The following is a 23417-nucleotide window of genomic DNA, read 5'->3' as shown; positions in this document are numbered from 1 at the left end:
GAGCTAAGTGAGTCCATGTGGGAGCGAGCCTGCTCGCGAAGGCGTCGTGTCAGTCAACATTTTCAGTGACTGAATGGACGCTTTCGCGAGCAGGCTCGCTCCCACAGGTTTTGTGTCGGGTCGGACTACTTGAGGTTGACCTTCGAGTAATCCTGACGACCAAAAGGGCTGACCTGATAGCCCTCAACGTCCTTGCGAGTCAGCGCGAAGGCGGTCGGGTGGGCCAGCGGCAGCCACAGCGCCTGCTGCTGGATCTGTGCCTGGGCCTGTTCGTAGAGTTTGGTACGCACACCTTGCTCGCCGGTGGTCTTGCCGGCGCTGATCAGCTTGTCCAGGTCCTGGTTGCAGTAGCGTGCGAAGTTGGTGCCGGATTTGACCGCGGCGCAGGAAAACTGCGGCGTGAGGAAGTTGTCCGGGTCTCCGTTGTCGCCGGCCCAGCCCATGAACAACAGGTCGTGTTCACCGGCCTTGGCGCGGCGAATCAGTTCGCCCCATTCGATCACCCGAATCTCGGCCTGGATGCCGATTTCCGCGAGGTCCGATTGCAGCATTTGAGCGCTGAGGCTCGGGTTCGGGTTGAGTAGACTGCCGGAAGGTCGGGTCCAGATGGTGGTCTGGAAACCGTCCTTGAGCCCGGCCTTCGCCATGAGTGCTTTGGCTTTTTCGACGTCATGCGGATAACCCGGCAGGCCTTTGGCATAGCTCCAGGTGTTCGGCGGGTATGGGCCGTTGGCAGGTTCGGCGGTGTCTTCGAACACGGCTTTGACGTAGTTGGCCTTGTCGAACGCGAGGTTGATCGCCTGGCGCACTTCAGGCTTGTCCAGCGGCGGATGCTGGCTGTTGATGCCGACGAACGCGGTCATGAAGGCGTCAGTCTTTTCCACTTTCAGGGTCGGTTCTTTCAGCGCTGCCTGTACGTCCAGAGGCTTGGGCGACAGGGCAATCTGGCATTCGTTGCGGCGCAATTTCTGCAACCGCACGTTGGCGTCCGGGGTGATGGCGAAGATCAACGGGTCCACCGACGGCTTGCCGCGGAAGTAGTCCGGGTTGGCCTTGTAGCGGATCGAGGCATCTTTCTGGAAGCGCGTGAAGATGAACGGACCGCTGCCGATCGGCTGGCTGTTGAGCTTCTCCGGGGTGCCGGCCTTTATCAATTTATCCGCATATTCAGCGGAATAGATCGAGGCGAAGCCCATGGTCAGGGTCGCGAGGAAGGTCGAGTCCGGGTGATCGAGGGTGAAGCGCACGGTCAGCGGGTCCAGGGCGTCGATTTTCTTGATCAATGCGGGCAACTGCATCGACTGGGCGTGCGGGAAGCCGCTTTGGGCGATTTTGTGCCATGGGTTTGCCGGGTCGAGCATGCGATCGAAGCTGAACTTCACGTCTTCGGCGCTCAGGTCGCGCGTTGGGCTGAAGTACTCGGTACGGTGAAACTTCACCTGCGGGTGCAATTTGAAGACGTAGGTCAGACCGTCTGGCGTGACTTCCCAGCTGTCTGCGAGGCCGGCGACCACTTTGCCGCTGGCGGTATCGAAGTCCACCAGACTGTTCATCAGCACGTCGGCCGAGGCATTGGTGGTGGTCAGCGAGTTGTATTGCACCACGTCGAACCCTTCCGGGCTTGCCTCAGTGCAAACGCTCAGAGCGGCGGCATGGGCCAATGGGCTCAGCAGAAGAGGGGCGAGCAACAGCGGTAGGGCAGCGAGGCGCATGGTCGGATTCCTTTACAGATCGAAGGCCCATCTGCAAGTGCAGTCTGGAAAAGGCTTACCCTAGTGGGCTCTTTTGTAAATGACTATCCCCTTTTTCATTTTAAGGGGACTATGTGCGCTTGTTTTCGGTGATGCGGGCCGAGGAAAACCCGGAATCGGTCGATTGGCCGATTCTCTGCGACGAGCGGTCTTATTCGACGATAGCCTTTATCCAAGGCGCTCGGCGCCGGAAAAGTGGGGGATTTATCAAGTCCGCGCACACGGAATGTTGTTGCTCTTCAGTCTTTCTGGTATAAAGCAGCGCTCTTTTCTAGGGGCCCGGTTCCTTCACTGTAGGTGTAGCCGGTAAGACCTCTAAAGAAACGCGGCGCCTGGCGCCAAATGACTGAGAGATTAAGCGGCCAACCCATGCCGGGTTGGGCATGTGGTTTTAGAGGGCTGAGGCATGTCGAGAGTATGTCAAGTTACCGGTAAGGGTCCGGTGACTGGGAATAACATTTCCCACGCAAACAACAAAACCCGTCGTCGTTTCCTGCCGAACCTGCAGCATCACCGCTTCTGGGTTGAAGAAGAGAAACGTTTCGTGCGTCTGCGCGTATCTGCCAAAGGCATGCGTATCATCGACAAGCGTGGCATCACTGTCGTGCTGGCCGAAATCCGCAAAGCTGGCAAGATCTAAGGGAGCTAATCATGCGTGAATTGATTCGTTTGATTTCGAGCGCCGGTACTGGTCACTTCTACACTACCGACAAGAACAAGCGCACTACTCCGGACAAAATCGAGATCAAGAAATTTGATCCGGTTGTTCGTAAGCACGTGATCTACAAAGAAGGCAAAATCAAGTAATTGATTTTTCCCTCTTACGAAAAAGGCCCGTATCGCGAGATACGGGCCTTTTTTGTTGCCTGATGGTTATGCGTTGCCTGTCAGGGCCCCTTCGCGAGCAAGCCCGCTCCCACATTGGATTTGTGAACGACACAGATCAAATGTGGGAGCGGGCTTGCTCGCGAAGGGGCCGGCCCAGACAGCACAAATCTTCAAGCTTTCTGTTCAAACACCACATAGATCTTGCGGCACGGCTCCAGCACCTCCCACGTGCCTCTGAACCCGGCCGGGATCACGAAGCGATCGCCCACGCGCAGGGTCTTGCCGTTGCCTTCGTTGTCGCGCAGCACTGAAACGCCCTGAACGATTTCGCAGTATTCATGCTCGGTGTAGTTCACGTGCCACTGGCCGACTTCGCCTTCCCACACGCCTGCGCTCATCTGGCCGCAAGGACTGTTGTAGTGGTTGTACACTGCTTGTTCAGGGTCGCCCTTGAGGACTTTCGCCGGGTCTGGGCGATAGCGATCGGGCTGGGTGCTGGCTTGGCTGAAGTCGACGATGTCCTGGATGCTCATTGTTGTAATCCCCCGTGATTGCGGCGCGAGTGGTTGGAAAGCCCAAAGTCTATGTTTATTAAAATGAACACTGCAAGGCCGTTTGCCGACCTTGTGTCAAATATATTGAAACAACCCCGGCCACTGGTTTAGGGTGGCAGGTGCCTTGGGCCGATAAGCAGGCTGGCCGGGCAGAATTCCTGACAGCGCCCGCGAAGACCGTGGAGCGTTCGTATTCAACAAGAGGAGGACACTCGTATGACCACCCTGACTCGTGCCGATTGGGAACAACGGGCTCGCGATCTGAAGATCGAAGGCCGCGCCTACATCAATGGCGAATACACCGATGCTGTCTCCGCCGAGACCTTCGAGTGCATCAGCCCGGTCGATGGCCGTCTGCTGGGCAAGATTGCCAGCTGTGACGCCGCCGACGCCCAGCGCGCTGTTGAAAACGCTCGCACCACCTTCAATTCCGGCGTTTGGTCGCGCCTGGCGCCGACCAAACGCAAAGCCACCATGATTCGTTTCGCCGGCCTGCTGAAACAGCACGCCGAAGAGCTGGCCCTGCTTGAAACCCTGGACATGGGCAAGCCAATCAGCGATTCCCTGTACATCGACGTTCCAGGCGCGGCGCAAGCCCTGAGCTGGAGCGGTGAAGCCATCGACAAGATCTACGACGAAGTGGCCGCGACTCCCCATGACCAGCTGGGTCTGGTGACCCGCGAACCGGTCGGCGTAGTCGGCGCGATCGTGCCGTGGAACTTCCCGTTGATGATGGCGTGCTGGAAACTCGGCCCGGCGCTGTCCACCGGTAACTCAGTGATTCTCAAGCCATCCGAAAAATCCCCGTTGACCGCCATCCGCATCGCTGCGCTGGCCGTCGAAGCCGGTATTCCGAAAGGCGTGCTGAACGTCCTGCCAGGTTACGGTCACACCGTCGGCAAGGCCCTGGCCCTGCACAATGATGTGGACACCCTGGTGTTCACTGGTTCGACCAAGATCGCCAAGCAATTGCTGATCTACTCCGGCGAATCGAACATGAAACGCGTCTGGCTCGAAGCCGGCGGCAAGAGCCCGAACATCGTGTTCGCCGATGCACCGGACCTGCAAGCTGCCGCTGAATCGGCTGCCGGCGCCATCGCCTTCAACCAGGGCGAAGTCTGCACCGCCGGCTCGCGCCTGCTGGTGGAGCGTTCGATCAAGGATAAATTCCTGCCGCTGGTGATCGAGGCGCTGAAAACCTGGAAGCCGGGCAACCCGCTGGACCCGGCAACCAACGTCGGCGCGCTGGTGGATACCCAGCAGATGAACACCGTGCTTTCCTACATTGAATCCGGCCACACCGACGGCGCCAAACTGGTGGCGGGCGGCAAACGCATTCTTCAGGAAACCGGTGGCACCTACGTTGAGCCGACGATTTTCGACGGCGTCAGCAACGCGATGAAAATCGCTCAGGAAGAAATCTTCGGCCCAGTGCTGTCGGTGATCACTTTCGATACCGCCGAAGAAGCCATTGCGATTGCCAACGACACCCCTTACGGCTTGGCCGCAGCGGTGTGGACGAAGGATATTTCCAAGGCCCACCTGACTGCCAAGGCACTGCGCGCTGGTAGCGTGTGGGTCAACCAGTATGACGGCGGCGACATGACGGCCCCGTTCGGTGGCTTCAAGCAGTCCGGCAACGGTCGCGACAAGTCGCTGCATGCGTTCGACAAGTACACCGAGCTGAAGGCGACCTGGATCAAGTTGTAAGTCGTTAAAGGGAGCCTGCCAAATCAGGCTCCCGAATGTACAGAAATCCCTGTGGGAGCAAGCCTTTGTGGTGAGGGGATTTATCCCCGTTCGGCTGCGAAGCAGTCGCAGAACCCATGCACGCGGTGTATCTGATACTCCGTTATTGCAGGTTTTGGGGCCGCTGCGCGGCCCAGCGGGGATAAATCCCCTCACCACAAGGCTCGCTCCCACATTGCTTTGTGCGGCGGTTAAAAAATAACAATCCACAGGAGCGTGGGAAATGCGTTGGGCGACTTATTTCGCCGTGTTGGCGTCTGTCTTGAGTGTCGGCCTGGCCCTGGGCGTCAGCATGCCGTTGGTGTCGTTTCGCCTGGAAGGCTGGGGTTACGGCTCGTTCGCCATCGGCGTGATGGCCGCGATGCCCGCGATTGGCGTATTGCTGGGGGCAAAGATCTCCAGCCATCTGGCCGCGCGTCTGGGCACGGCCAATCTGATGCGTTTGTGCCTGTGGGCCGGGGCTTTGTCCATCGGTTTGCTGGCGCTGTTGCCGAGCTATCCGATTTGGTTGGTATTGCGGCTGATGATCGGGGTGATCCTGACCCTCGTCTTCATTCTCGGCGAAAGCTGGATCAACCAGCTGGTGGTCGAACAATGGCGCGGGCGATTGGTGGCGCTGTATGGCAGCAGCTACGCACTGAGTCAGCTGGCCGGGCCGTTGCTGCTTGGCGTCGTGGGCACCGAACACGATTACGGATTCTGGGTCGGCGTCGGTTTGCTGATGGCGGCACCGTTCCTGTTGCTGGGCCGCAGCGGCGCGCCGACCAGTGAAGCCTGCAGCGTGACCTTCAGCGACTTGCTGGGTTTCTGCCGTGGCCTGCCGGCGATTGCCTGGGCGGTGTCGTTGTTCGCAGCGTTCGAAGCGATGATCCTGACCTTGTTGCCGGTGTATTGCCTGCGTCAGGGCTTTACGACGGAAATTGCGTTGGCGATGGTCAGCACGGTGGTGGTGGGTGATGCCTTGCTGCAATTGCCGATTGGCGCACTGGCTGATCGCTTGTCGCGACGTACGTTGTTCACCGGGTGTGCGGTGGTCCTGCTGATATCGAGCCTGGCCATCCCGTTCCTGATCGACACGTTGCTGATTTGGCCGTTGTGGGTGTTGTTCGGTGCCAGTGCCGGTGGCTTGTTCACCTTGTCACTGATCCTGATCGGCGAGCGCTATCGCGACGATGCGCTGGTGCGCGCCAATGCGCATATCGCGCAGCTGTGGGGTATCGGTTGCCTGGTCGGACCGCTGGCGGCCGGTGCCGGCAGTCAGTGGATCAGCGGGCATGCGTTGCCGCTGCTGATGGCGGCCGGTGCGCTGGGGTTGGTGATTCTGCTAATGCGCCAGGGCGCGTTCGGCACGGTGGCGGAGCCGGCTTAAACCTGTGGGAGCGAGCTTGCTCGCGATGCGGTTGATCAGTCACAGGGATGTTGAATGTGATGACGCAATCGCGAGCAAGCTCGCTCCCACAGGGATCGCGTTTCGTCTGGCGTTACAACATCCGCTCCAGGCCGACCGTGGTGCTGAACCAGGCATTGAAGCGTCGCCACCAGCTCCCGGGTTCCTTGGTCAGGGTGTGCAGTTTGCCGTCATCTTCGGTGACCCAGACAATCTGGCCATTTTCCAGCTTGGCCTGATAACTCAGGGCCGGCGCCATGCCTTGAAACGCCAGTTCACGCACGCGCGCGGCGAGTTCCGGGCTGTCCACCAGCACCCCGACTTCGGTGTTCCACAGCACTGAGCGTGGGTCGAAATTGAACGAGCCGATGAAAGACTTCTGCTGGTCGAAAATGATTGCCTTGCTGTGCAGGCTGGAATCGGAGCCGCGGTAAGACTTGCTGTAAAAGACATGCGGGCCGCTACCGCCACCTTCGCCGGGCTGGCGACGCAATTCGAACAGCTGCACGCCATGCTCCAGCAGTGCCTTGCGATACGGCGCGTAACCGCCATGCACCGCCGGGACGTCAGTGGCTTCCAGCGAGTTGGTCAGCATCTTCACCGATACTCCGGCATCGGCGCGTTCGGTCAGGTACACCAGCCCCGGCTGGCCGGGTACGAAGTAGGCCGAAACCATGATCAGCTCTTTGCTGACGCCATTGAGCTCGGGCGCCAACTGCGTGGTCAGCAGCAACTGCGGGTCGGGCTCGCCGTCGGCCAGCACCTTGCTCGGCGCGTCCCACAGTGCCTGGTTCCAGGCCCAGATCAACTCCCGACGCCAGATTGCCAGGCGCGGGTGGGTGGTGTAGGTCATCAACTGCTGGTAGAGCGCGTGATTCTGTTTGCGCGTTTCCTCAAGCGATTCTTCCAGTCGGGTCCGGGTGTTTTCCAGGTCCCTGGCTGTCGGTTTGCTCGAGAGGAACTCGTCGATCGGCTTACTCAGGGCACTGTTCCAGTATTGGTCGAAACTGTGCCCCAGCTGTTCGGCGACCGGGCCGACACCGAGCATGTCGATGTCAGTGAAATTCAGGTTGGGTTCGGCATCGAAGTACTCATCCCCCAGATTGCGTCCACCGACGATGGCCATGCTGTTGTCAGCCAGCCACAGCTTGTTGTGCATGCGCCGGTGTTGCTGCGACAGGTTGAGCAATCGTCCCGCTGTTCGTGTCACGCCGGTGCTGCGGCCCAGGTGCAATGGGTTGAACACACGGATCTGGATCTGCGGATGCGCCGCCAGCGTGGCAATAATCCGGTCCAGGCCATCGCTGGTGGTGTCGTCGAGCAGAATGCGCACGCGCACACCGCGGTCGGCGGCCTTGAGCAGTTCGTCCACCAGCATCCGTGTGCTGATGCCGTCGTGAACGATGTAGTACTGCAAATCCAGGCTGCTTTGGGCGTTGCGGATCAGCTCGGCGCGGGCTGTGAAGGCTTCGGTGCTGTCGGACAGCAGGCGGAAGCCGGATTTCCCTTCGTGGGGGGCAGCCTGAGCCTGAATCGAGCGACCGAACGCCGAGTCACTGGCGGGCAGCGCCTGGCTCGGTTCGCGCGGAACGTTGAACGTCGCACAGCCGCCGAGGAACGAGGCGAGTAACAGAAGAGCGAGCAGGGGCTGTCTGACTCTCACGTGGGATCGTTCCGATTGGCGGCAGGTGTCGGCATATGGACGCTGGATTCCCGAGAAAGGTCAGTCGGCGATGCAGTCGGTTTCCGCGAGCAGTTTTATTGCCGCGGCGCCGACCTTGCGTACAGCATCCTCGATCTGCGGCGTTGGCTTGGCAGCGTAGTTCATCCGCAGGCAATTGCGGTATTTGCCCGAGGCGGAAAAGATGCTGCCGACGGCAATCTGTACGCCTTGGTCGTGCAGTGCGCGATTCAGTTTCAGGGTGTCGAAACCCTCCGGTAGTTCGACCCAGAGCATGAAGCTGCCCTGAGGACGACTGGCGCGGGTACCGGCCGGAAAATAGCGGCTGACCCAATCGATCATCACATCCCGATTGCGCTGGTATTGGGTGCGCATCCGCCGCAAATGCGGTTCGAAGTGCCCGGCTTTGAGAAATTCGGCAATCGCGATCTGCGGTTGCGGCGCCGTAGAACCGGTGCTGATGTATTTCATGTGCAGCACTCGTTCCAAATACCGTCCCGGCGCCACCCAACCGATCCGCAGCCCCGGCGCCAGGGTCTTGGAAAAGGAACTGCAAAGCAGGACGCGGCCGTCTTCGTCGAAGGATTTGATCGTGCGCGGGCGCGGGTAGGTGTAGGCCAGTTCGCCATACACATCGTCCTCAATGATCGCCACGTCAAAGCGCTGTGCGAGGGTCAACAACGCGCGTTTACGTGACTCCGGCATGATGTAGCCCAGCGGGTTGTTGCAGTTGGGGGTCAACTGTATGGCCTTGATCGGCCATTGTTCCAAGGCCAGTTCGAGGGCATCGAGACTGATCCCGGTGAGCGGGTCGGTGGGGATTTCCAGGGCTTTCATGCCCAGGCCCTTGAGGGTCTGCATGGCGCCGTGAAAGCTCGGCGAGTCCACGGCCACAATGTCGCCCGGCTCGCAGATAGCGCGAATGCTGGTGGACAGCGCTTCGTGACAACCGGTGGTGATCACCAGGTCGTTGGCGCTCAACTGGCAGCCGGAATCGAGCAGCAGGCGGGCAATCTGTTCGCGCAGTTCGAGGGTGCCGTAGATGTTGTCGTAATACAGACCGGGCATGTCCTGCCGCCGGCTGATTCGCGCCAGGTTGCGCAGCAGCGGTTTCATGGTCGGCGTGGTGATGTCCGGCATGCCGCGACCCAGTTGCACCACATCTTTGCGCGGGACGGCGCGTATGAGTTCCAGCACCTGATCCCACTGGGAAATATCCACCGGCCGCTGCGCCGGGCGGCCAATGGCTGGAAGCTCCGGCAGTTCGCGACCCACCGGTACGAAATAGCCCGACTTGGGTTTGGGGGTCGCCAGGCCGCTGTCTTCCAGCACGCGATACGCCTGCTGCACCGTGCTCAGGCTGACGCCGTGTTCAACACTCAACGCCCGCACCGACGGCAGCCGGTCACCGGGGCGATAGAAGCCCTGTTCGATCCGCGTGCCGAGTAGTTCGGCGAGGTTGACGTAAAGGGTCATGGCGCAGTCTCGGTGTGGGTGGTTCGGTTAACCAGTACAGATGTGTTGAAAATAGGGGATTCAGACGCTGAAATGCAAAATCTGTATGGAGTTAATACAGTCTCGTTGAATCTGTAATGCTTTTTGCCGTCGACGCATCATGAAAGCTCTGGCTACCCAAGTAAACAGGAGCAATCAACATGAACGGCTTGAGCGATGTGCGGCTGACGTTACACAGTCAGGAACTGGCGGCAGGGCAAAACAACGGCGCACGCGAGGCGGTCATGCGCAACGCACCGTCCGGCCTGAGTCGCTGGGGTCTGTTCTGGCATCGTCTGCACACGCGCAAGGCGTTGCTGGAGCTCACGCCCGAGCAGCTTAAGGATGTCGGGTTGAGTCGGGAGCAGGCGCGGGAGGAGGGGCTCAAGCCCTTTTGGCGGATCTGAGTCTTGCGGTTTTCTTTGAACCGATTCGCGAGCAAGTCGAATCGTCGCACCGCCGCTCCCACATTAGATTCTCAGTGCACACAGATTTTGTGTTCGGCAACGATCAAATGTAGGAGCGGGCTTGCTCGCGAAGGCGTCCGAAAGAACGCCACTGAACTTTCAAACCAACTCTTTCATCCGATGCCACAACATCCCCAGCGCCAACAACGGCGAGCGCAAGTGCTTGCCGCCAGGGAACGTGATATGCGGCACCTTGGCAAACAGATCGAACCCTCCACTCTGCTGGCCACTGATAGCTTCAGCCAACAACTTCCCCGCGAGGTGCGTGGCATTCACGCCATGACCGGAGTAAGCCTGGGCGTAATACACATTCGGCTGATCCTTGAGTCGCCCGATCTGCGGCAGACGGTTGGCGCCGATGCCGATCATCCCGCCCCATTGATAGTCGATCTTCACTCCGGCCAGTTGCGGAAAAACCTCCAGCATCTTCGGCCGCATATAGGCCGCGATGTCATGCGGGTCGCGACCTGAATAATGGCAGGCGCCGCCAAACAGCAAGCGGCGGTCCGCTGAGAGCCGATAGTAATCCAGTGCCACCCGTTGATCGCAGACCGCCATATTCTGCGGCAGTAGCGAGTGTGCCAGCGCTTCACTCAACGGTTCGGTGGCGATGATGTAGCTGCCGGCGGGCAGCACCTTGCCGCTGAGTTCGGGATTGAGTTCATTGAGGTAGGCGTTGCAGCCCAGCACCAGCGTCTTGGCGCGGACCGAGCCCTGGGCGGTATGGACCTTGACCTCGGGGCCATAATCAATGCGGGTGACCGCCGATTGTTCGAACAGCTTCGCCCCCAACTGCTGGGCGGCCGCCGCTTCGCCCAGTGCCAGGTTCAGCGGATGCAGATGCCCCGAGCCCATGTCGATCAAACCGCCGACGTAACGGTCGGAACCCACTACGGAATGCATTTCACTGGCTTGCAGCAGACGGGTTTCGTAACGGTAACCGAGACTGCGCAGCTCTTCGGCGTCCTCGGCAAAACCTTCGAGGTCTCGGGGTTTGTTGGCCAGATCGCAATAGCCCCACGTGAGGTCGCAAGGGATCTGAAAACGCTCGACGCGCTGTCGGACGATTTCCACCGCTTCCAGGCCCATGAGTTTCATCTGACGCACGCCGTCCGCACCGATCACGTTAGCGAACTGATCGAGGCCATGGCCGACGCCACGAATCAACTGTCCGCCATTGCGACCGCTGGCGCCCCAACCGATTTTGTGGGCTTCGAGCAGGATCACACTCAAGCCGCGTTCGGCCAGTTCGAGCGCCGTGTTCAACCCGGAGAACCCGCCACCGACCACGCACACGTCAGCCACCAGGTCTCCTGTAAGCACCGGATGATCGGGCTGCGGCAGGCTGCTGGCGGCATAGTAAGAAGCAGGGTGCTGGTGGTTCGGGGCAGGTTGCTGAGCACGGGCATTCATGTGCGTGTTCCTGATTCTTGTGTTTAGAAAATTTGACGGAGCATAAGCCGGACCTTCGGACAGGGGCAACACTGGTCGGTTGGTGCTGTCTGGATCGGGGCTTTTACGTCAGAATCCCGCTCTATTCCGCTTTTGGTTACCGCTTCGATGAGCTGCAACAGTCAGAAAATTCGCACGCTACGGCAGCAGATTCCCTCGTTCGAGTGCGTGCCCGGCTGCCATGACTGCTGTGGGCCGGTGACCACCTCACCGGAAGAAATGTCCCGCCTGCCGCGCAAGACCCGCGCCGAGCAGGATGCTGCGATGGATGAGCTCAACTGTGTGCACCTCGGACCGAACGGCTGCACCGTGTATGACGAGCGGCCGCTGATTTGCCGGTTGTTCGGCACCACAAAGACCTTGCCGTGCCCGAATGGGCGGGGACCGGTGGAGCTGATTCATCCGCGGGTTGAAAAGCAGATTCATGAGTACATGGCTTCAACTCGACAGGTCTTGGTTTAGGCGTTGCCAGATAAAAGATCGCAGCCTTCGGCAGCTCCTACGGGTGTACGCGTTCCTCTGTAGGAGCTGCCGCAGGCTGCGATCTTTTGATCTTCAATCCGGAATCGGCAGGTTCAAGCTCTCTTTCACCTCTTCCATCACGATGTAGCTCTTGGATTCGCGCACATGCGGCAGCTTGAGCAGGATGTCGCCCAGCAGTTTGCGGTACGAGGCCATCTCGGAAATCCGCGCCTTCACCAGATAATCGAAATCCCCTGACACCAAATGGCACTCCAGCACGTGGGGGAGTTTCAGGACCGCGCGTCGGAACTCTTCGAAAGTATCGCCGGATTTGTAGTCGAGACTGATCTCGACGAACACCAGAAGACTACCCTTGAGGTGCTGCGGATTGAGCCGGGCGTTGTAGCCCATGATGATCCCTTCGCGCTCCAGCCGCCGGACCCGCTCGGTACACGGCGTGGTCGAGAGCCCGACCTTTTCCCCCAGCTCGGTGAAGGAGATGCGTCCGTCTGCTTGCAGGATCCGCAGGATGTTGCGGTCGATCTTGTCCAGCTCACGTTTGGTCTGAGTGTTGGTACGCATAGGGGATGCGCCTCCGTGAAAAGCGTTTTTGCCGAGAATTCTCGCCAAATATAGGCACTTATATAGTGAAAAGCACTGCCTAATCTTTTTTACACTGCGCACATCAATGCTCGACAACTACGAACGTCAGCGGCAAGCCGCGATGAGGGATATGAAAATGCGCGTTATGGTCTTGGGTAGCGGCGTCATCGGTACCACCAGTGCTTACTACCTGGCGCGTGCCGGGTTTGAAGTGGTGGTCGTCGACCGGCAGCCGGCTGCTGCCATGGAGACCAGTTTCGCCAACGCCGGGCAGGTTTCGCCGGGTTATGCCTCGCCGTGGGCCGCACCGGGCGTGCCGCTCAAGGCCATCAAGTGGCTGTTGCAGCGCCACGCACCGCTGGCGATCAAGGCCACCGCAGACATCGGTCAATACCTGTGGATGGCGCAGATGCTGCGCAACTGCACCGCCAGCCGTTATGCGGTGAACAAGGAGCGCATGGTCCGTCTGTCCGAGTACAGCCGTGACTGCCTCGACGAATTGCGCGCCGAAACCGGCATTGCCTACGAAGGCCGTAGCCTCGGTACTACCCAACTGTTCCGCACCCAGGCTCAACTCGACGGCGCCTGGAAAGACATCGCCGTGCTGAAAGAGTCCGGCGTGCCGTTCGAACTGCTCGACCGCGCCGGCATTGCCCGCGTTGAGCCAGCGTTGGCCAGCGTCACCGATATCCTCGCCGGTGCCCTGCGCCTGCCGAACGACCAGACCGGCGACTGCCAGATGTTCACCACCCGCCTGGTCGAAATGGCGACCAAACTGGGTGTGGAATTCCGCTTCGACCAGGACATTCAGCGCCTCGACTACGCCGGTGATCGCATCAACGGCGTATGGATCGACGGCAAGCTGGAAACCGCTGACCGCTACGTGCTGGCCCTGGGCAGCTACTCACCGCAACTGCTCAAGCCGCTGGGCATCAAGGCGCCGGTGTATCCGCTCAAGGGTTACTCCCTGACCGTGCCGATCACTAACCCGGCGATGGCCCCGACTTCGACTATTCTCGACGAGACCTACAAGGTCGCGATTACCCGTTTCGACAACCGCATCCGCGTCGGTGGCATGGCTGAAATAGCCGGTTTTGACCTGTCGCTGAACCCGCGTCGGCGTGAAACCCTGGAGATGATCGTCAACGACCTCTATCCTCAGGGTGGCGATCTGGCCCAGGCGAGTTTCTGGACCGGTCTGCGTCCGACCACCCCGGACGGAACGCCGATCGTGGGTGCTACACCGTTCAGCAATCTGTTTTTGAACACGGGTCACGGTACGCTTGGTTGGACCATGGCGTGCGGTTCCGGTCGCTTGCTGGCCGATCTGATGGCGAAGAAAACGCCGCAAATCAGCGCCGAAGGCCTCGATATTTCCCGTTATGGAAAAAAAATTCAGGAGTCTGCAAAACATGTCAATCCAGCGCCAGCTCACCAATGAGCGCATGAGCCAGATCGTAGTCCACAGCGGTACCGTGTATCTGGCAGGGCAGGTCGGCGACGATATGAACGCCGGGATTGAACAGCAGACCCGTGAAACGCTTGCCAACATCGAGCGTTTGCTGGATCTGGCCGGGACCGACAAGAGCCGTTTGCTGTCGGTGACGATTTACTTGAAAGACATTGATGCACACTTTGAAGGCATGAACGCGGTCTGGGACAAGTGGCTGCCAAAAGGCGTCGCACCGGCCCGTGCCACCGTTGAATCGAAGTTGTGCGAACCGGAAATCCTGGTTGAGCTGTCGGTTATCGCCGCTCTGCCATAAACCCGTCAGAAAGATCCCTCTCCCGGTGCTACTGGCGGTTCACGCCGTCAGCCAGCGCCGGTTTTTCTTCCCATGACCGCCTAGAAGTCTGCCGCCATGCGTCCAGCCCGTGCCCTGATCGACCTTCAAGCCCTGCGTCACAACTACCGAATCGCCCGTGAAGTCACGGGGGCCAAGGCCCTCGCGGTGATCAAGGCCGATGCCTACGGTCATGGCGCGGTCCGTTGCGCCCAGGCGCTGGAAGCCGAAGCAGACGGGTTTGCCGTGGCCTGTATCGAAGAAGCGTTGGAGCTGCGAGCCGCGGGCATTCGTGCGCCGGTGTTGCTGCTGGAAGGTTTTTTCGAGGCCGATGAGCTGTCGCTGATCGTCGAGCATGATTTCTGGTGCGTGGTGCATTCGCTGTGGCAGCTCGAAGCCATCGAGAACGCTGCACTGAGCAAGCCGATCACGGTCTGGCTCAAACTCGATTCGGGCATGCATCGGGTGGGCTTGCATCCAAAGGATTATCAGGCGGGCTATCAACGGCTGCTGGCCAGCGGCAAGGTCGCGAAGATTGTACTGATGAGCCACTTCGCCCGGGCCGATGAGCTGCACAGTCAGGCCAGTGCCGAACAGGTTGCGGTGTTCGAAGCGGCGCGTCAGGGTTTGTCGGCCGAGGTTAGTCTGCGCAATTCGCCGGCAGTACTCGGTTGGCCGCAGATTCCGAGTGATTGGGTTCGCCCGGGCATCATGCTCTACGGCGCAACACCCTTTGAAGAAGCCAATGCCGTGGCGTCCCGCCTGCAACCGGTGATGAACCTCGAATCGAAAGTGATTTGCGTGCGTGAACTGCCGGCCGGCGAGCCGATCGGTTACGGCGCCAAATTCATCACCCAGAAACCGATGCGCGTGGGCGTGGTGGCCATGGGTTACGCCGACGGCTACCCACGTCAGGCACCGACCGGTACGCCCGTGATGGTTGCCGGGCAGCGCAGCCAGTTGATTGGCCGGGTTTCGATGGACATGCTCTGCATCGACCTGACCGATGTGCCGCAAGCCGGCCTCGGTTCGACCGTCGAGTTGTGGGGCAAAAATATCCTCGCCAGTGACGTGGCCACGGCCGCGGGCACGATTCCTTACCAGATCTTCTGCAACCTGCGCCGGGTGCCAATGCTCTATTCCGGGGCTTAGGTCAACGCGCTCCGACCGAAAGTCGCTTCACCGAACAGGATTCAGGTCCAAGTGTTGTAAATACTGAACGCTGTCGCCATGATAACGCTCAATATTCCAACAACCTGAATCCCTGGAGGCTCCAGCATTGGACGTCGGTGAACGACTGCAATCCATCCGTAAGCTCAAAGGACTTTCCCAGCGTGAACTCGCCAAACGCGCGGGCGTCACCAACAGCACCATTTCGATGATCGAGAAAAACAGCGTCAGCCCCTCGATCAGTTCGCTGAGGAAGGTACTGGGCGGGATTCCCATGTCCATGGTCGAGTTCTTTTCCGAAGAGATCCTGCAGGAAAAACCGACTCAGATCGTCTACAAAGCCAACGAGCTGATCGATATTTCCGATGGTGCAGTGACCATGAAGCTGGTCGGCAGGGCTCATCCGAGCCGGGCCATCGCGTTCCTCAACGAAATCTACCCGCCAGGCGCCGACACCGGTGAGGAGATGCTCACCCATGAGGGCGAGGAAACCGGGATTTTGCTCGAAGGTCGACTTGAACTGGTGGTGGGGCTTGAAACTTTTGTGCTCGAAGCCGGCGACAGCTACTACTTTGAAAGTACTAAACCGCACCGCTTCCGTAATCCGTTCGATGCGCCAGCGCGACTAATCAGCGCAGCTACTCCAGCGAATTTCTAAGAAAAGAGGCGTCCCGCGAGCATTGCGGAGGTGCCCGAGTTGTTTTTCCGCCACGCATAAGACCCCTTCGACTTTAGGGTTGTTTCAGTGTGGCGGGCTTACCGTTATACTTGCGCCCGCCTGCGAACCGTGGCCGTGGGCGTGACTAGCCACCATTGAGGGTGAACGCGTGAATCTAATTATGAAAATGCTGGCCGTACCAGCAACCGTATTGGCCCTTTGGGCAGTCAGCGCACAAGCTGCGACCAACGACGATATTGCTAAACGCCTTGAGCCAGTCGGCCAGGTTTGCGTTCAGGGTAAAGAGTGCAAGGGGATGGAAGTCGCTGCTTCCGCGGGTGGTGGTGATGCCAAAACCCCTGACTCGGTGATTGCGAAACACTGCAACGCTTGTCACGGTACCGGCCTGTTAGGCGCGCCGAAAATCGGTGATGCCGCAGCCTGGGGCGAGCGCGCCAAGAAAGAAGGCGGCGTTGACGGCTTGCTGGCGAAAGCCATCTCCGGCATCAATGCAATGCCTCCAAAAGGCACCTGCGCCGATTGCGCTGATGCCGACCTCAAGGGCGCCATCCAGAAGATGTCCGGCCTGAAATAAGCTTTCATCTTCAGCGAAAAAGCCGCTTACGAGCGGCTTTTTTGTGCCTGCGATTTGCCTTGGGGGACTATTCTTTGCAGCAAAGGCCCGGCAAGCCCGGTCCAACCCCAATTCGCGGAATGTAAGGGAGGATCAGATGGTGCAGCTGTGTTCTATCGAGCAAGCGGTCGATGATGTCTTGGCACGGTTGCCGGCGCATATCCACATGGGCCTGCCCCTCGGTCTGGGCAAGCCTAACCACTTCGTCAACGCGCTGTTTCAGCGCATCGTGCAGTTGCCCGAGCGGCAGCTGACGATCTACACCGCCCTGTGCCTGGGCCGTCCTTCCTTGGGCGACGGTTTGCAAAAGCGCTTTCTCGAGCCCTTCATCGAGCGGGTTTTCGGCGATTATCCGGAACTGGATTTCCTGGCCGACCTGCATCGCGACAGCCTGCCGTCCAACATCCATGTTCAGCAATTCTTCATGCTGCCCGGCAGCCTGCTCCACAGCGCACAGGCCCAGCAGGATTACATCAGCAGCAATTACAGCCACGCCGCTCGAGACATCAACGCCGCCGGGTTGAACCTGGTGGCGCAATTGGTGGCGAGCCACAGCGAGCAACCTGACCGCCTGAGCCTGAGCTGCAACCCGGACATCACCCTCGACCTGTTCCCCATGATCGCCAAGCGTCGGGCGGCGGGGGAGACGATCCTGCTGGTGGGCCAGGTGCACAACGATTTGCCCTACATGCCGGGGGACGCGGAAGTCAGCATGGACGCTTTCGACCTGCTGATCGACGAGAAGGACAGCACCACGCTGTTCTCCACGCCGAACATGCCGGTGGGTTTCCAGGATCACTTCATCGGGTTGCACGCCAGCACGCTGGTGCGGGACGGCGGCACGTTGCAGATCGGCATCGGCGCCATGGGCGATGCCCTGACCGCTGCGCTGCTGGCGAGGCAGGCCGACAATGACGGTTACAAGGCGTTGCTGGCGGACGTGAATCTCAGCCAGTGGGCGCAACTCATCGACCGCGAAGGCGGCGTCGACCCCTTCGCCACGGGCCTTTACGGTTGCAGCGAAATGTTCGTCAACGGCTTGCTGGTGCTGGCCGACGCCGGGATCGTGCGGCGCAAGGTCTATCCGGATGTGCCGACCCAGCAACAGGCGAATGCCGGCACGCTGGACGAAGCCGCGCAGACTGACGGCATCTCGGTGCATGGCGGTTTCTTCCTTGGGCCGCGCAGTTTCTATGAGCGCCTGCGCGAGTTGCCGCACAGCAAGCGGCTCGAATTCAACATGACCCGCATCAGCTACATCAACGAGCTCTACGGTCAGGAAGAACTCAAACGCTTGCAGCGCCTCGATGCGCGCTTCATCAACACCGTGTTTACCATGACCTTGCTGGGTGCAGGCGTGGCTGATCAGCTTGAAGATGGGCGCGTTTTGAGTGGCGTCGGCGGGCAGTACAACTTCGTTGCGCAAGGGCATGCGCTGGAAGGGGCGCGTTCGGTGTTGCTTCTGCGCAGCTGGCGCGAATCAGGCGGTGAGATCAGTTCGAACATTGTCTGGGAGTACGGCCATTGCACGATCCCGCGACACCTGCGAGACATCGTGGTCACCGAGTACGGTATCGCCGATCTGCGGGGCAAGACCGATGCGGCGGTGATCGAGGCGTTGCTGAACATCAGTGACTCACGTTTTCAGCCGGGGCTGATCGAACAGGCTCAGGCAGTCGACAAGTTACCGAAGAATTTCCGCATTGATCCACGCTTCGCCGACAACAGTCCGCAGCGCTTGCGGGCCATTCAGGCGCGGCATCCGCAGTTGTTTCCGGAGTATCCGTTGGGCTGTGATTTCACCGCCGAGGAGAAGGATCTATTGCGGGCGCTGAATTGGCTGAAGAGCAAGTTCAAGCTCACGGAGATTCTGGAACTGGGCAAGGCAGCGTTGGATGCGCCGGAGCCTTCGGCATTTCCCGAACACCTGGAGCGGATGCAACTGACCAACTCGGAAGGGCTGAAAGAGGATTTGTTTCAGCGATTGCTGCTCACCGGCCTGAAAGCCACCGCACAGTAACTGTCACCTCAAAAACCACTGTGGGAGCGAGCCTGCTCGCGAAAGCGTTGGGTCAGTCAACATTGATGTCGACTGACACTCAGCATTCGCGAGCAGGCTCGCTCCCACAGGGGATGTGCGGTGTGGCTTTACTCGATGAAGGTTACGACGCCGCCAGCCAGCGACTGCACCCGCGCCAGCGATTCAACGCGATAACCCTGCGCATCCAGTTCCGCACGGCCGCCCTGGAACGATTTCTCGATCACGATACCCAAACCCGCGACGGTAGCGCCGGCCTGTTTGATGATCGAGATCAGTGCTTGCGACGCCTTACCGTTGGCCAAAAAGTCATCGATGATCAGCACGCGGTCGCTGCTGGTCAGGTGGCGCGGGGAAATCGCCACGGTGCTTTCGGTCTGCTTGGTGAACGAGTAAACGGTCGCCGACAGCAGGTTTTCGGTCAGGGTCAGGGACTGATGCTTGCGCGCAAAAATCACCGGCACGCCGAGGTTCAGACCGGTCATGATCGCCGGGGCAATGCCCGAGGCTTCGATGGTGACGATCTTGGTGATGCCCGAATCCTTGAACAGCGTGGCGAATTCGTCGCCGATCAGCTTCATCAAGGCCGGGTCGATCTGGTGGTTCAGAAAGGCGTCGACTTTCAGGACCTGCTCGGAAAGCACGATGCCTTCTTCGCGAATTTTCTTGTGCAGTGCTTCCATGAAGCTTTCCTCTAAGGACGGCTATGCGTCTAAGGCTGGTTAAAAAGTAGTCGATTCTAGCGCTTTAACATCGCGCGTATATCCGCCAATGCCGTATTACCGCGAACAGCTTTGACTTCAACGGGCGTGTCGTCGTTGCCTTCCCAGGCCAGGTCGTCCGGCGGCAGTTCATCGAGGAAGCGGCTCGGCGCGCAATCGATGATCTCGCCGTATTGCTTGCGCTTGGCGGCGAAGGTGAAGGCCAGGGTCTGACGCGCGCGGGTAATTCCCACGTAGGCCAAGCGACGTTCTTCTTCGATGGTGTCGGCTTCGATGCTGGAACGGTGTGGGAGGATTTCCTCTTCCATGCCCATGATGAACACGTAAGGGAATTCCAGGCCCTTGGAGGCGTGCAAGGTCATCATCTGCACACCTTCGGCACCGTCTTCCTCTTCCTGCTGACGCTCCAGCATGTCGCGCAGGACGAGTTTGCCAATGGCGTCTTCGACGGTCATCTCGCCTTCTTCGTCTTTTTCGAGGGTGTTCTTCAACGCCTCGATCAGGAACCAGACGTTACCCATGCGGTAATCGGCGGCCTTGTCGCTGGAGCTGTTGGTGCGCAGCCAGTTCTCGTAGTCGATATCCATGACCATGCTGCGCAGCGCCGAGATCGGGTCTTCGCCGGCGCACTGTTCGCGGACCTTGTCCATGAAGCGCTTGAAGCGCGACAGTCGATCGGTGAAGCGCGTGTCCAGATGCTCGCCCAGACCGATTTCGTCGGTGGCGGCGTACATCGAGATTTTGCGTTCAGTGGCGTAGTTGCCAAGCTTTTCCAGCGTCGTCGAACCGATCTCCCGGCGTGGGACGTTGATCACCCGCAGGAAGGCGTTGTCGTCGTCCGGGTTCACGATCAGGCGGAAGTAGGCCATCAGGTCTTTTACTTCCTGACGTCCGAAAAAGCTGTTGCCGCCGGACAGGCGATACGGAATCTGGTGGTGTTGCAGCTTCAGCTCGATCAGCTTGGCCTGGTAGTTACCGCGGTACAGAATCGCAAAATCGCTGTAGGGCCGATCCGTGCGCAAGTGCAGGGTCAGCAGTTCCACGGCCACGCGCTCGGCTTCGGCGTCTTCGTTGCGGCAACGGATCACGCGGATCTCGTCGCCGTGGCCCATCTCACTCCACAGCTGCTTTTCGAATTCGTGCGGGTTGTTCGAGATCAGCACGTTGGCGCAGCGCAGGATGCGGCTGGTGGAGCGGTAGTTTTGCTCCAGCATCACCACTTTCAGGGACGGGTAATCGTCCTTGAGCAGCATCAGGTTTTCCGGGCGGGCGCCGCGCCAGGCGTAGATCGACTGGTCATCGTCACCGACCACTGTGAACTGGTTGCGCGTGCCGATCAGCAGCTTCACCAGCAAATACTGGCTGGCGTTGGTGTCCTGGTATTCGTCCACCAGCAGGTAGCGGACTTTGTTCTGCCATTTTTCGAGGATGTCGGCGTGTTCCTGGAACAGCTTCACCGGCAACAGGATCAGGTCGTCGAAGTCCACCGCGTTGAACGCCTTGAGCGTGCGCTGATAGTGGGTGTAGACGATGGCGGCGGTCTGTTCCTTGGGATTGCGCGCGTTTTCCAGGGCTTCGGGCGGCAGGATCAGGTCGTTTTTCCACGAGCCGATCATGTTCTTGATCTCGTCGACGCCGTCGTCGCCCGAGTATTCCTTCTGCATGATGTCGGTCATCAAGGCTTTGACATCGGTCTCGTCGAAGATCGAGAAACCTGGCTTGTAGCCCAGCCGCACGTGTTCCTTGCGGATGATGTTCAGGCCCAGATTGTGGAAGGTGCAGACGGTCAGGCCGCGACCTTCGCCGCCCTTGAGCAAGGTGCCGACCCGCTCCTTCATCTCGCGCGCGGCCTTGTTGGTAAAGGTCATGGCGACGATGTACTGGGCGCGAATGCCACAATTCTGGATCAAGTGGGCGATCTTGCGCGTGATCACGCTGGTCTTGCCGGAGCCTGCGCCGGCGAGCACCAAAAGAGGGCCGCCGACGTAGCTCACGGCTTCTTGCTGCCGGGGATTGAGTCGGGACATACGAAATCAGGGAGTCGTTTGCGAAATGGGCCGGCATTTTAACAGGCTCAGCGATTTGTGCTGCTCTCTCCGACTTGTGACGCAGCACGCTATCTATATTTGCCGGTTTTGATACTTTCACGCAGGATGCGCGATAAATGTGCGTCTATTGTTCGTTATTCAAGATACAAAGCCGCGTTTGATAACCGAGGTCATTTGGTCATTGGTTACCGGCGCTGCATAATGCCCGCCGCCTACATCTTTGCAGAGTCTAGGGAGCTAGCTTGTCTACGCCTGTCGAACCCTTGCGTTTGCTGCTACTGGCCGAAGAGCCAGCGTGGGCAGCGTTGTTGCGCGAGTGTCTGGCTCCGATGGGGAGCTCGACCGTGCTGATCAGCGCGCCGAGTTGGGAGTCGGTCAGCAGTCTGTTCGATGACAACCGCAGCGCGGTGTTGTTGACGATTCCAGCGCTTCAACCTTTACCTGGCCGTTGCAGCCTGCCGACGGTATTGCTGCTCGAGCACGAACCACTGGCGCCGCCCGATGGGGTGAGCGACTGGCTGGTACGCGATCACCTTGATCCCGGCATGTTGCGCCGGTGCCTGCGGCATGTGCGCGAGCGTGGCGTGCTGGAAAACACCCTGCAGCGCCTGGCCGAGCAAGACCCGCTGACCGGCATCGCCAATCGCCAGGGTTTCCAGACCTTGCTGGCGGCACGCCTGGCGGAAAACGACGGCCGCGGCCTGGCCCTCGGTCACCTCGACCTCGATAACTTCCGTCACGCTAACGACGCCCTCGGCCACCAGGCCGGTGACCGGTTGATCCTGCAAGTGGTCGCGCGGCTGAAAAGCCAGCTTGAGGCCGGCGATCAACTGGCGCGACTGGGCAGTGATGAGTTCGCCTTGCTGATCGACACCCGCCGCGCGCCTCAGCGCGCCGAATGGATGGCCGAGCGCATTACCGAAGCGCTGGCCGAGCCTTACTGGGTCGACGGCGAAAGCCTGTTGATCGGTTCCAGCCTCGGTATTGCCCACGCCCGGGCCCAGGCCGGCGCCGACCCGCTGATGTGGCACGCACACATCGCCATGCAACAAGCCAAAAGTACTCAAGGCTGTACCTTCCACATCTTCAATGAACGCATCAATCGCAATGCCCGCAGCATGGCCGACCTCGAAAGCGAGCTGCGCCGGGCGTTGCGCCGGGATGAACTGGAACTGCATTACCAGCCACGCCTGAACCTTGAGGACGGGCAGATCGTCGGCCTCGAAGCCTTGGTGCGCTGGCGTCATGGCGAGCGCGGCTTGCTGCCGCCGAGTGAGTTCGTGCCGCTGGCCGAGCAAAGTGGTTTGATCGTGCCGCTCGGTTATTGGGTGATTTCCCGCGCCTTGCGCGATATGCAGGCGTTGCGCGAACGGGGGTTGCCGGCGTTGCACATGGCGATCAACCTGTCGTTCCGGCAGTTTCAGGACAGCCAGTTACTGTCGACGCTGAGCCGGTTGATTGCCGAGCGTGGTGTCGAGGCGCAATGGCTGGAATTCGAACTGACTGAAACCGCGGTGATGCGCCGCAGCGATCTGGTCAAACAGACCATGGATGCCCTGGGGCGTCTGGGTGTGCGCTTCTCCCTCGACGACTTCGGCACCGGTTTCTCTTCGTTCGTGCACCTCAACAGCCTGCCGATTGCCTTATTGAAAATCGACAAGAGCTTTGTCGGCGGCATGGAGCAGCGCGAAGAGAATCGCAAACTGGTCCACGCGATGATCAATCTGGCGCACAACCTCAACCTTGAAGTGGTCGCCGAGGGCGTAGAAACGCCGGAGCAACTGGATCTGTTGCGCGGGTTTGGCTGCGATCAGGTGCAGGGATATTTGATCAGCAAGCCATTGCCGTTGGCGGAGCTGGTTGAGTATTTGACCTTTGATTCCAGCCAGCAGGCAGTTGTGGAGGCCATTTAAAAGATCGCAGCCTTCGGCAGCT

At 59.7% G+C, this 23417-nt stretch carries 21 protein-coding genes; 13 read left to right on the top strand and 8 right to left on the bottom strand.

All coding sequences use genetic code 11. The features are described 5' to 3' along the window. Positions 1–125: 125 nt before the first annotated feature. Complete coding sequence (locus ACA059_RS30845) at positions 126–1712, bottom strand: ABC transporter substrate-binding protein (RefSeq protein WP_497632103.1); 1587 nt, start codon at positions 1710–1712, stop codon at positions 126–128. A 445-nt stretch (positions 1713–2157) separates the two neighbouring features. Here ACA059_RS30845 and rpmB point away from each other — a divergent pair, with 445 nt between their 5' ends. Both rpmB and rpmG read left to right on the top strand, forming a co-directional pair. Continuing rightward, complete coding sequence (gene rpmB / locus ACA059_RS30840; RefSeq protein ID WP_007894701.1) at positions 2158–2391, top strand: 50S ribosomal protein L28; 234 nt, start codon at positions 2158–2160, stop codon at positions 2389–2391. A gap of 11 nt (positions 2392–2402) precedes the next feature. Continuing rightward, positions 2403–2558, top strand: a complete 156-nt coding sequence (rpmG, locus tag ACA059_RS30835) for a 50S ribosomal protein L33 (RefSeq protein WP_007894709.1) — start codon at positions 2403–2405, stop codon at positions 2556–2558. A gap of 191 nt (positions 2559–2749) precedes the next feature. On the opposite strand, the gene ACA059_RS30830 is transcribed toward rpmG, so the two are convergent. Beyond that, positions 2750–3112, bottom strand: coding sequence for a cupin domain-containing protein (locus ACA059_RS30830; protein WP_497632102.1), 363 nt, complete (start codon positions 3110–3112; stop codon positions 2750–2752). A 237-nt stretch (positions 3113–3349) separates the two neighbouring features. Here ACA059_RS30830 and ACA059_RS30825 point away from each other — a divergent pair, with 237 nt between their 5' ends. Next, positions 3350–4843 (top strand): aldehyde dehydrogenase, encoded by a 1494-nt coding sequence (locus ACA059_RS30825; RefSeq protein ID WP_497632101.1) that lies wholly within the window; start codon positions 3350–3352, stop codon positions 4841–4843. A gap of 262 nt (positions 4844–5105) precedes the next feature. Continuing rightward, complete coding sequence (locus ACA059_RS30820) at positions 5106–6251, top strand: MFS transporter (RefSeq protein ID WP_497632100.1); 1146 nt, start codon at positions 5106–5108, stop codon at positions 6249–6251. Between the two features lie 112 nt (positions 6252–6363). Here ACA059_RS30820 and ACA059_RS30815 read toward each other — a convergent pair whose 3' ends face one another. Together ACA059_RS30815 and ACA059_RS30810 are read right to left on the bottom strand one after the other, a co-directional pair. Next, positions 6364–7932, bottom strand: coding sequence for a phospholipase D family protein (locus tag ACA059_RS30815; RefSeq protein WP_497632099.1), 1569 nt, complete (start codon positions 7930–7932; stop codon positions 6364–6366). A 60-nt stretch (positions 7933–7992) separates the two neighbouring features. Then, positions 7993–9426 (bottom strand): aminotransferase-like domain-containing protein, encoded by a 1434-nt coding sequence (locus tag ACA059_RS30810; RefSeq protein ID WP_497632098.1) that lies wholly within the window; start codon positions 9424–9426, stop codon positions 7993–7995. Between the two features lie 179 nt (positions 9427–9605). Here ACA059_RS30810 and ACA059_RS30805 point away from each other — a divergent pair, with 179 nt between their 5' ends. Next, positions 9606–9851, top strand: a complete 246-nt coding sequence (locus ACA059_RS30805) for a DUF1127 domain-containing protein (RefSeq protein ID WP_008150185.1) — start codon at positions 9606–9608, stop codon at positions 9849–9851. Positions 9852–10010: 159 nt separating this feature from the next. On the opposite strand, the gene ACA059_RS30800 is transcribed toward ACA059_RS30805, so the two are convergent. Then, positions 10011–11324 carry an NAD(P)/FAD-dependent oxidoreductase gene (locus tag ACA059_RS30800; protein WP_497632097.1) on the bottom strand — a complete coding sequence of 438 codons (1314 nt, stop codon included), beginning with the start codon at positions 11322–11324 and terminating at the stop codon, positions 10011–10013. A 147-nt stretch (positions 11325–11471) separates the two neighbouring features. Between ACA059_RS30800 and ACA059_RS30795 the strand changes: the two genes are divergently transcribed. Then, positions 11472–11825, top strand: a complete 354-nt coding sequence (locus ACA059_RS30795; protein ID WP_007947437.1) for a YkgJ family cysteine cluster protein — start codon at positions 11472–11474, stop codon at positions 11823–11825. Positions 11826–11918: 93 nt separating this feature from the next. On the opposite strand, the gene ACA059_RS30790 is transcribed toward ACA059_RS30795, so the two are convergent. Then, positions 11919–12407: an Lrp/AsnC ligand binding domain-containing protein gene (locus ACA059_RS30790; RefSeq protein WP_003206849.1), complete on the bottom strand. Its 489-nt coding sequence runs from the start codon at positions 12405–12407 to the stop codon at positions 11919–11921. A 157-nt stretch (positions 12408–12564) separates the two neighbouring features. Between ACA059_RS30790 and dadA the strand changes: the two genes are divergently transcribed. From dadA to ACA059_RS30760, 6 genes are all read left to right on the top strand, one after another. Next, positions 12565–13869, top strand: coding sequence for a D-amino acid dehydrogenase (gene dadA / locus ACA059_RS30785; RefSeq protein WP_497632096.1), 1305 nt, complete (start codon positions 12565–12567; stop codon positions 13867–13869). After that, positions 13841–14194 carry a RidA family protein gene (locus tag ACA059_RS30780; protein ID WP_497632095.1) on the top strand — a complete coding sequence of 118 codons (354 nt, stop codon included), beginning with the start codon at positions 13841–13843 and terminating at the stop codon, positions 14192–14194. The genes dadA and ACA059_RS30780 overlap by 29 nt, the downstream gene beginning before the upstream one ends. 96 nt (positions 14195–14290) lie before the next feature. Continuing rightward, a complete protein-coding gene (gene alr / locus ACA059_RS30775) occupies positions 14291–15364 on the top strand; it encodes an alanine racemase (RefSeq protein ID WP_497632094.1) in 1074 nt (357 codons plus the stop codon). Positions 15365–15491: 127 nt separating this feature from the next. Beyond that, entirely contained in the window at positions 15492–16040 is a 549-nt protein-coding gene (locus ACA059_RS30770) for a cupin domain-containing protein (protein ID WP_064680419.1), read from the top strand. 169 nt (positions 16041–16209) lie between these two features. Further along, entirely contained in the window at positions 16210–16635 is a 426-nt protein-coding gene (locus ACA059_RS30765) for a c-type cytochrome (RefSeq protein WP_497632092.1), read from the top strand. Positions 16636–16771: 136 nt separating this feature from the next. Then, positions 16772–18694 carry an acetyl-CoA hydrolase/transferase C-terminal domain-containing protein gene (locus ACA059_RS30760; RefSeq protein ID WP_497632091.1) on the top strand — a complete coding sequence of 641 codons (1923 nt, stop codon included), beginning with the start codon at positions 16772–16774 and terminating at the stop codon, positions 18692–18694. 128 nt (positions 18695–18822) lie between these two features. Here the strand turns inward: ACA059_RS30760 and ACA059_RS30755 are convergent, their stop codons facing one another. Both ACA059_RS30755 and rep read right to left on the bottom strand, forming a co-directional pair. Then, a complete protein-coding gene (locus tag ACA059_RS30755; RefSeq protein ID WP_497632090.1) occupies positions 18823–19395 on the bottom strand; it encodes a xanthine phosphoribosyltransferase in 573 nt (190 codons plus the stop codon). A gap of 56 nt (positions 19396–19451) precedes the next feature. Beyond that, positions 19452–21461, bottom strand: coding sequence for a DNA helicase Rep (gene rep, locus ACA059_RS30750; protein ID WP_123367140.1), 2010 nt, complete (start codon positions 21459–21461; stop codon positions 19452–19454). Positions 21462–21724: 263 nt separating this feature from the next. On the opposite strand from rep, the gene ACA059_RS30745 reads away from it, so the two are divergent. After that, positions 21725–23395, top strand: a complete 1671-nt coding sequence (locus ACA059_RS30745; RefSeq protein ID WP_497632089.1) for a putative bifunctional diguanylate cyclase/phosphodiesterase — start codon at positions 21725–21727, stop codon at positions 23393–23395. Positions 23396–23417: the final 22 nt, after the last annotated feature.

Source organism: Pseudomonas sp. LBUM1647, from assembly GCF_059716175.1.
Note: the sequence above shows the minus strand (reverse complement) of the source record. Positions and strands in the feature narration are given on the sequence as shown.

Coding starts and splice junctions, on each gene's coding strand:
- rpmB (WP_007894701.1), top strand. CDS start 2,158: ATGTCGAGAGTATGTCAAGTTACCGGTAAGGGTCCGGTGACTGGGAAT.
- dadA (WP_497632096.1), top strand. CDS start 12,565: ATGCGCGTTATGGTCTTGGGTAGCGGCGTCATCGGTACCACCAGTGCT.
- ACA059_RS30810 (WP_497632098.1), bottom strand. CDS start 9,426: ATGACCCTTTACGTCAACCTCGCCGAACTACTCGGCACGCGGATCGAA.
- ACA059_RS30755 (WP_497632090.1), bottom strand. CDS start 19,395: ATGGAAGCACTGCACAAGAAAATTCGCGAAGAAGGCATCGTGCTTTCC.
- ACA059_RS30805 (WP_008150185.1), top strand. CDS start 9,606: ATGAACGGCTTGAGCGATGTGCGGCTGACGTTACACAGTCAGGAACTG.
- ACA059_RS30780 (WP_497632095.1), top strand. CDS start 13,841: ATGTCAATCCAGCGCCAGCTCACCAATGAGCGCATGAGCCAGATCGTA.
- ACA059_RS30795 (WP_007947437.1), top strand. CDS start 11,472: ATGAGCTGCAACAGTCAGAAAATTCGCACGCTACGGCAGCAGATTCCC.
- ACA059_RS30820 (WP_497632100.1), top strand. CDS start 5,106: ATGCGTTGGGCGACTTATTTCGCCGTGTTGGCGTCTGTCTTGAGTGTC.
- alr (WP_497632094.1), top strand. CDS start 14,291: ATGCGTCCAGCCCGTGCCCTGATCGACCTTCAAGCCCTGCGTCACAAC.
- ACA059_RS30825 (WP_497632101.1), top strand. CDS start 3,350: ATGACCACCCTGACTCGTGCCGATTGGGAACAACGGGCTCGCGATCTG.
- ACA059_RS30830 (WP_497632102.1), bottom strand. CDS start 3,112: ATGAGCATCCAGGACATCGTCGACTTCAGCCAAGCCAGCACCCAGCCC.
- rep (WP_123367140.1), bottom strand. CDS start 21,461: ATGTCCCGACTCAATCCCCGGCAGCAAGAAGCCGTGAGCTACGTCGGC.
- ACA059_RS30845 (WP_497632103.1), bottom strand. CDS start 1,712: ATGCGCCTCGCTGCCCTACCGCTGTTGCTCGCCCCTCTTCTGCTGAGC.
- ACA059_RS30800 (WP_497632097.1), bottom strand. CDS start 11,324: ATGAATGCCCGTGCTCAGCAACCTGCCCCGAACCACCAGCACCCTGCT.
- rpmG (WP_007894709.1), top strand. CDS start 2,403: ATGCGTGAATTGATTCGTTTGATTTCGAGCGCCGGTACTGGTCACTTC.
- ACA059_RS30790 (WP_003206849.1), bottom strand. CDS start 12,407: ATGCGTACCAACACTCAGACCAAACGTGAGCTGGACAAGATCGACCGC.
- ACA059_RS30760 (WP_497632091.1), top strand. CDS start 16,772: ATGGTGCAGCTGTGTTCTATCGAGCAAGCGGTCGATGATGTCTTGGCA.